The organism is Pseudomonas sp. BN417 (genome assembly GCF_029871205.1).
Lineage (GTDB): Bacteria > Pseudomonadota > Gammaproteobacteria > Pseudomonadales > Pseudomonadaceae > Metapseudomonas.
Genome location: NZ_SSOJ01000150.1, coordinates 7,012 through 14,001 on the forward strand (window position 1 = coordinate 7,012; position 6,990 = coordinate 14,001).

Annotated in this window: 7 protein-coding genes; 1 reads left to right on the forward strand and 6 read right to left on the reverse strand. The window is 67.1% G+C overall.

The annotated features are described in order from the left end of the window. Positions 1-437: 437 nt before the first annotated feature. The gene (locus E8F11_RS23415; protein ID WP_280291289.1) at positions 438-929 is read left to right on the forward strand and encodes a GNAT family N-acetyltransferase; all 492 of its coding nucleotides are present in this window, start codon (positions 438-440) and stop codon (positions 927-929) included. A 197-nt stretch (positions 930-1,126) separates the two neighbouring features. Here E8F11_RS23415 and E8F11_RS23420 read toward each other — a convergent pair whose 3' ends face one another. The 6 genes from E8F11_RS23420 to E8F11_RS23445 form a co-directional block, all read right to left on the reverse strand. After that, positions 1,127-2,212, reverse strand: a complete 1,086-nt coding sequence (locus E8F11_RS23420) for an AI-2E family transporter (RefSeq protein WP_280291290.1) — start codon at positions 2,210-2,212, stop codon at positions 1,127-1,129. 98 nt (positions 2,213-2,310) lie between these two features. Continuing rightward, positions 2,311-3,120 carry a DUF4892 domain-containing protein gene (locus E8F11_RS23425; protein WP_280291291.1) on the reverse strand — a complete coding sequence of 270 codons (810 nt, stop codon included), beginning with the start codon at positions 3,118-3,120 and terminating at the stop codon, positions 2,311-2,313. 159 nt (positions 3,121-3,279) lie between these two features. Then, a complete protein-coding gene (locus E8F11_RS23430; protein ID WP_280291292.1) occupies positions 3,280-4,143 on the reverse strand; it encodes an alpha/beta hydrolase in 864 nt (287 codons plus the stop codon). After that, complete coding sequence (locus E8F11_RS23435) at positions 4,140-4,943, reverse strand: alpha/beta hydrolase (protein WP_280291293.1); 804 nt, start codon at positions 4,941-4,943, stop codon at positions 4,140-4,142. Before E8F11_RS23435 ends, E8F11_RS23430 begins: the two co-directional genes overlap by 4 nt. A gap of 84 nt (positions 4,944-5,027) precedes the next feature. Continuing rightward, the gene (locus tag E8F11_RS23440) at positions 5,028-5,678 is read right to left on the reverse strand and encodes a LysE family transporter (protein WP_280291294.1); all 651 of its coding nucleotides are present in this window, start codon (positions 5,676-5,678) and stop codon (positions 5,028-5,030) included. Between the two features lie 42 nt (positions 5,679-5,720). Continuing rightward, entirely contained in the window at positions 5,721-6,524 is an 804-nt protein-coding gene (locus E8F11_RS23445; RefSeq protein ID WP_280291295.1) for an AraC family transcriptional regulator, read from the reverse strand. Positions 6,525-6,990 lie beyond the last annotated feature (466 nt).

Consider the following 6,990-nt stretch of genomic DNA (forward strand, 5'->3'; position numbering starts at 1 on the left):
CCTGTCAGGCGCGAGTCACCCCTCTACCCCTGGGGCGAAGAGGCACGCTGTCGGAAGCAACGCTTCCGGTGCCGATGAGCGACTGAGCGCGAAGCGATCAGGCTGGGGCGCAGGGCGGGGGTCGGGGCGGGCCGCGTTCGGATGAGGGATGTATCAGGCCGGCGCGGAGGCCTGAAAGACCCGTGCTAGACACTTCTTTTCGGTATTGCAACAGCTAACGCAGACATAGCCAAAATAAATCTGTCCCTTTTCCGTCCCCTTTTCCGTCCCGTGAGCGGCGAAACCGGCCAGAAATGGACATTCGCACTGCACCTTCCAGCTGATGCTCGTATCCCAGGCCTGGGAGCGGTCGCTGTATGGAGCATTTCCTGTCGATCTGCACCTGTCACTCACCTTGCCCCTGCCCTAGCATCGACCACTCCGTATGGGTCCATGCGATGAAAGAGATGCTCGGTGAAATCGACTTTTCAGGTTTGAAGGCACGTCGGCTGGAGCTGAATGACCTTCAGATGATTTGTGTACATCGCGAAACCATGTTCCTCGAGGCGGGAGGCGTTCCATCGGAGTTGCGGGTGATGACCGAGCACTTCCGGCCTTGGTTGCATCGGCGTCTGGTCGATGGTCGTTACTACGGGTTTGCACTGGTGGACGATGGACAACCTGTGGCGGCGATAGGCCTCATGACTATCGACTGGCCTCCTCATCCGGCCCATCCGAACCTGGACCAGCGCGGCTATGTACTGAATGTTTTCGTCGAACCTGCCTATCGGCGCCGGGGCCTGGCTTCGGCCCTGATGAAGTTGGCGGAAGCCGAGTTTGCGCAGCGCGGATTGAGCTTTGCCGTGCTGCACGCGACTCAGGCCGGCCAGCCGGTGTATGAAGCGTTGGGCTGGGCAGCCACCACTGAAATGGCCAAGGCAATCGGCTAGCTTGCAGGGCCACCTCATGTTCCCGGCCCCCCTTTCCACCCATTGCTCAAGCTGTGCATCGAGTAGAAATCTGCCCGCCTCGAATGACGGCTTCGGTCGAAAGCGGCCACTTTGCCAAGCGACGATACAAGGCTGCTTGTCGATCATCACGGCGCGCAGTTGATGGCCTGGCAGTGGAAGGCAGGCCGCCCCATTCCTCAGGACGACTGCCGCTCCTGCTCCTTCGCCACCTCCGGCGGCACCACCACCTGCGACGGCTGCGCGATCCAGTCGGAGATCAGGCTGTAGGCCACCGCCAGCAGGGTCGGGCCGAGAAACAGGCCCATGAAGCCGAATGCGAGGATGCCACCGAAGACGCCGAGCAGCACCACCACCAGCGGCAGGTTGCCGCCGCGGCTGATGAGGTAGGGCTTCAGCACGTTGTCCACGCCGCTGATGATGAACATGCCCCAGATGCCGAGGAACACGGCGTAGCCGTAGTCGCCATGCCAGGCCAGCCAGGCGGTGGCCGGCACCCAGACCAGCGGTGGGCCCATGGGGATCAGGCTGAGGGCGAAGGTGACGATGCCCAGCACCAGGGCGCCCGGCACCCCGGCGATCCAGAAGCCGATCAGCGCCAGCACGGCCTGGGCCGCGGCGGTGCCGATCACGCCGTTGACCACCCGCTGCACGGTACCGGCCACCAGCTCCAGGTAGTGCTCGGCGCGGTCGCCGATCAGCCGTTCCAGGGCACGCTCGGCGAACAGCGCCATGCGCGGCCCGTCACGGTAGAAGAAGAACACCAGCACCAGGCTCAGCACCAGCTCCACCATGCCGCCGCCGACCTGCGCGCTGCGCGCCAGTACCCAGTTGCCGGCCTGGCCCATGTAGGGCCGGAGGCTGGCGAAGAAGGCCGCGCCCTGGGCGTCGATGGAATGCCAGGCGCGGACCAGGCGCTCACCCACCAGGGGAATCTGCTGCAGCCAGTCCGGCGGCGGCGGCAGGCCTTCCACTTGCACGTTCTTCACCAGTTCGGTGGCATCGCGCACATGCTCGGCCAGGTTGCCCACCAGCCAGATCAGCGGCAACGCCACCAGCACCACCCAGCCGGCCGTGAGAAGGCCGGCGGCGGCGGATTCGCGGCCCTTGAGCAGGTTGCTCAGAAGGCGCATCAGCGGCCAGCTGGCAAACGCCAGCACGGCGGCCCAGAACAACGCCGACCAGAAGGGCGCGAGCACCCACAGGCAGGCGCCGAGCAAGGCCAGCAGGAGGATCTGCACCAGTAGTCGGTCGTTGTTGAACATCCCTGGATCACTCCGGCGGACAAATGGAAAGGCCATGCCGGCCGCCGCGCAACGCGCGACCGGCAGACACAAGCATAGAGACTGCAGCTGACTGTTTCTCAGCGCAGAAGGTTCAGGTGCAGGCCGGGCTCGCCCCCCTCCTCCAGCTCCAGCCGCGAAGCGCGCACGCCCTGCCCCACCAGCGCCTCGCGCCAGGCCTCCGCACCGGGGCCTTTGATGCTGACGCGCAGGGTGCTGTCCAGGTTCAGGCAGCGCGCCAGCAGGGTCGCCCAGCTGGCCGGCGGCTGGGCCGGCAGACGCGCCAGGTGCAGCTCGCCGCTGCTCTTGAGTTCGCGCATCAGGGTGTCGGGGGTCGGTAGCAACTCGCCGAGGGGCGCATTGGCGTCCAGCTGTTCGGCATGCAGGTAGGCGCGGCGGTTGCCGCGGGTGACGCTGTAGAGCGCCAGCAGGCTGTCCGGTTGCGGCTCGGCCAGGCGCAGCAGCATGTAGGCCTGCTGCTCATCCGGACCGAACAGCTTGGAATTGCCGAAGATGGCATTGGCCCAGAGGCTGCTCGAACCGCAGTCGCGACCCTGGCACCAGTAGAGCAGCTCGGCGCCGCCTGCCAGCAGGTCCTTGCGGGCGCGGTCGAAGGCGTCGCCCGAACTGTGGCCGGACGGCAGGCGGTACGTCACCGAGGTCTGCCGGCCTTCGGCTTCCACCTGGCGCTCCATGCGCAAACGGTTGCTGATGCGGCGGATCGAGCTCTGCGGGTAGACCCGCTCCTGATCGGGGGACTCGCTGAAATCGGTGATCTCGGCATGGGGGATGCGCGGCAAAGCCGCAAGGTCGTGGCTGTCGGGCAAGTCGGCGGCCTGCGCGGATGCGGCCAGCAACAGACCGGCAAGGAGGGTGAGGTGCATGCGCATCCTTATCGAATCCTCATGGATTGAGGAGTCTGGCCCAGCTTGCCGGCTTTTTCCTGCCAGCCGCCGCGGGCCAGGCTGCGCTGCGCAGTCCTGTCGAGGTCGATCATCCTGCTTCTCCTTGACCAAAAGCCGCCAGCCTCCGCACAAGGCCGGCGCAAGTCAAGGAAGGGCGAAGAAGGGATTGAAACAGTCTGCTACGGCCTGGGCGCCGGCTTCGTCATCCAGGTGCAGGTGGTGTTTGCCGGGCAGGCGGCGAAGCTGGACCGGCAGTTCCTCCACCAGGCCGGCGAACCTGGGCTCGGTATGCAGCAGCCCCTCCTCCGCCAGCACCAGCATGGCCGGGCATTTCAGCGCCTGGGCGAAGGCCAGGGCGTGGGCACGGGTCAGGCGCAGGGGTGACGGCAGGGTCAGGCGGCTGTCGGTGCGCCAGGTGTAGCCGCCGGGCACCGGCATCAGGCCGCGCTGGGCGAGCAGCTCGGCGGCCTTGCGACTGACCGCACCAACACCCTTCATGCGTGCCTCCACGGCGCGGTCGATGGCCTCGTAGACAGGCTTGCGCTTGCCCGGCAGCGCCAATTGCGCGCGCAAGGCTTCACCGAGCTTGGCCGGCGCCTGCTCGGCTTCGCCGGTGTAGGGCATCAGGCCGTCGATCAGCGCAAGGCGCTCGACCCGCTCCGGCATGGCCGCGGCGAGCATCACCGAGACGATGGCGCCCATGGAGTGGCCGAGCAGCGAGAAGCGCTCCCAGCCCAGTTGTTCGGCCACCTGCAGGACGTCCGCCACGTAGTCCCAGAGCAGGTAGCTGGCACCGATGGCGCGGTGGGCGGAATGGCCGTGGCCGGCGAAGTCCAGCGCGACGATGCGCAATCCGGGCAGGCGCGGGGCCAGGCGAGCGAAGCTGTTGGCGTTGTCGAGCCAGCCATGCAGGGCGATCACGCGCTGGCCGTCTTCCGGGCCATACAGGTGCGCGGCCAGTTCGATATGGGGCAGGTTGAGGCGGATTTCTTCGACCTGGGCAGTCATGCGCTGGCCTCCTGACGGCGGCCGTCCCAACGGCCGAGTACGGATCTGATCAGATCCGCGGTCTCCTGCGGGCGCTCCAGGGGGAACATGTGCCCACCAGGCAGCGACAGGTATTCCCCACGTGGCACCCGCCTCAGCAGCCGCGCATGGTGCGGCAGCACTACCCGGCTGTGGCGACCGCGCACCAGGGCCAGCGGCACCTCGAGCTGCTGCGGGCGCCCCGGGATGCGGTGCGGTACGTTGCGGTAGATGCTGATCTCGGTGGCGGCGTCGAACTTCAGCCGCAGGCTCTCGCCCTGGCGGGCCAGGCCATGCTGCACGTAGGCATCCAGGCATTCCGGGTCGAAGCGGCGGAACAGCGCCTTGCCGGCGAAGTAGTCGCGCGCCTCTTTCGAGTCGCCGAACTCCTCGCGCCGGCCCAGGGTGCGCCCGGCCGGGGTGATGCGGTCGATGAAGCCGAAGCGCTTGGCGGCGCGGATGACGATGCGGTCGGCCAGGGTCAGCACCGGCGAATCCAGCATCACCACGCCGCGATAGAGGTCCGGCCGGCGCAGGGCGGCGTGGTAGTGCAGCACGCCGCCGAGGGAGTGGCCCAGGCCCCAGACCGGCTCGCCGCGCTGGTCCAGGTCATGGATGAGTTCGTCCACCAGGTTTTCCCAGTTGTCGTTGACCGGGAAGCGCGGGTCATGGCCGTGCTGCTCGAGGTGCTCGACGCGGAAATCCGGTGCCAGGGCGGCGAACAGCTTGCCGTAGGTGGCCGAAGGAAAGCCGTTGGCGTGGGCGAAGAAGATGGTGTGCATGGCGTCCGGCTCGTCGGGGAATGCCGGGATTTTCCGGCAGCCCCGCGAGCAGGGCAATGACTGTAACCGCCAGTGATGATGGCGCTATTGCCAAAAACCAGGTGCCAGCAGCCGCCCGACCAGCCCCAGGGCCACCAACAGGAACACCAGGCCACAGACGAGGTCGATGGCCGGCGCGATACGCAGCAGCCGCTGCTGGGCGCTGTCACGGGTGAGCACCAGGCCGAGCAGGCTGAACCAGGTCAGGCCCATGCCGAAGAGGATGGCGGCGGCACCGAGCTTGCCGGCGACGGACATGTCCGCCGGGACCAGTCCCGACAGCAACGCGAGGAAGAACACCAGCGCCTTGGGGTTGAACAGGTTGGTGGCCAGGCCGCGCAACCAGGGGCCCAGGACCGAGGACGGCAGCGCGATGCCCAGGTGTCCGTTCACGCCCTCCCCGCGCCGGAACCAGGCTCGCACCGCGCCGACGCCGAGCCAGCCGAGGTAACTCGCACCAAGCAGTTGCAACAGGTCGAACAGCAGCGGCGAGCGGCTCAGCAACAGCGCTACGCCGGTCAGCACCAGGGTGCCGTGGACAAGGATGCCGCAGGCCAGGCCCAGGGCGCTGAGCAGGCCGGCGCGGCGGCCCTGGTGCACCGCGGTGCGGACCACCAGCGCGACATCGGGGCCGGGGCTGACCAGGGCGGCGGCGAACACGGCCGCCAGCGACAGCAAGACGGAAGTCTCCTGCATGGAAGGTTCTCCAGGATCGTGGGATTCGGTGTAAGAGGCGGATCAGCGGCTTCGCAGTCGGGCCGGTGGCACGCCGTAGGTGCGGCGGAACAGCCGCGAGAAGTGCGCCTGGTCGTAGAAGCCCAGGTCCAGGGCCACTTCGCTCAGGCTCTCGCCTCGCAGTACCCGTGGCAGGGACCGCTCCAGGCGCAGCTGGGTGAGCCACTGGTGGGGTGGCAACCCGCACTGGCGGTTGAAGCGCCGCAGTGCCTGCCAGGGGCTGAGGTCGCAGAAGGCGGCCAGTTCCTCCAGTGAGGGCGGCGAATCGAGTCGCGATTCCAGCCATTCCCGCAGGCGCTTCCAGGCTCGCCCATCGAAGCCCTGCCCGGGCTCGTGCACCCGCAGGCTGGAGCCCTGTTCCAGCAAGTTGGCCAGGGTCGGCCAGAGCTGGCTCTCCTGCTCCAGCCGCGATCCCAGGGCCAGCGCAGCGTGCAATCCCTGCAACTGGCCACGCAGGGTGGCGTCGCGGAGGATGCTGGTAGTCAGGCGCGGCGCGCCCTGGCGGCCATCGCTGAGGCTGCGGCTGGCCTCGTCCAGCCATGTGGGGTCGAAGGCCAGTACGCGGATCTGGTAACCCTGTCCGTCGATACCGGCACCGTCGTGAATCTGTTCGGGCGCCATCAGCAACACGTCCCCGGTATCCGCCTGATGGCTTTCACCCTGGTGCTGGTAGCGCTGCCGGCCACGCACCAGCAGCCCCAGGTGGTACTCCAGGTGGAAGTGCCGGGGAAAGCTGAAGTGCTGGTACTCGGCATCGATCAGGCGAACGCCGGGCAGGCAACTGGGGATGTGATTGGTCTGGTCCATGGGCGCCACTTTACTCCGTGGCGCCATGGGCTTCTTGGACAAAATTGCGGGGGCGGGAACGCGACGAAGCACATGTAGGTTGGGCAGAGCGACGCGAAGCCCAACGAGGCTTGGCCGAAGGGAGAATGTTGGGCTTCGCTGCGCTCTGCCCAACCTACGAAGGCGCGCTTGGACGAAATTGCGGGGGCGGGAACGGCGACGAAGCCCATGTAGGTTGGGCAGAGCTATGCGAAGCCCAACGAGGCTTGGCCGAAGGGAGAATGTTGGGCTTCGCTGCGCTCAGCCCAACCTACGAAGGCGCGCTTGGGCGAAGTTGAGGGCGGTGGGAACGCGACGAAGCCCATGTAGGTTGTGTAGTGGTCAACCCATCCCGGACAGTGGGTTGAGTTTTTCTTCGGCCACGGCAGGCGGTAGCCCGTCGTTGTACTGATGCGGCCTGATCCAGTTGTAGCGGTGCATCAGGTAA

Bases quoted from the DNA above. Each gene is read 5' to 3' on its own strand.
- E8F11_RS23415 (WP_280291289.1), top strand. From the start codon at position 438: ATGAAAGAGATGCTCGGTGAAATCGACTTTTCAGGTTTGAAGGCACGT.
- E8F11_RS23420 (WP_280291290.1), bottom strand. From the start codon at position 2,212: ATGTTCAACAACGACCGACTACTGGTGCAGATCCTCCTGCTGGCCTTG.
- E8F11_RS23425 (WP_280291291.1), bottom strand. From the start codon at position 3,120: ATGCGCATGCACCTCACCCTCCTTGCCGGTCTGTTGCTGGCCGCATCC.
- E8F11_RS23430 (WP_280291292.1), bottom strand. From the start codon at position 4,143: ATGACTGCCCAGGTCGAAGAAATCCGCCTCAACCTGCCCCATATCGAA.
- E8F11_RS23435 (WP_280291293.1), bottom strand. From the start codon at position 4,943: ATGCACACCATCTTCTTCGCCCACGCCAACGGCTTTCCTTCGGCCACC.
- E8F11_RS23440 (WP_280291294.1), bottom strand. From the start codon at position 5,678: ATGCAGGAGACTTCCGTCTTGCTGTCGCTGGCGGCCGTGTTCGCCGCC.
- E8F11_RS23445 (WP_280291295.1), bottom strand. From the start codon at position 6,524: ATGGACCAGACCAATCACATCCCCAGTTGCCTGCCCGGCGTTCGCCTG.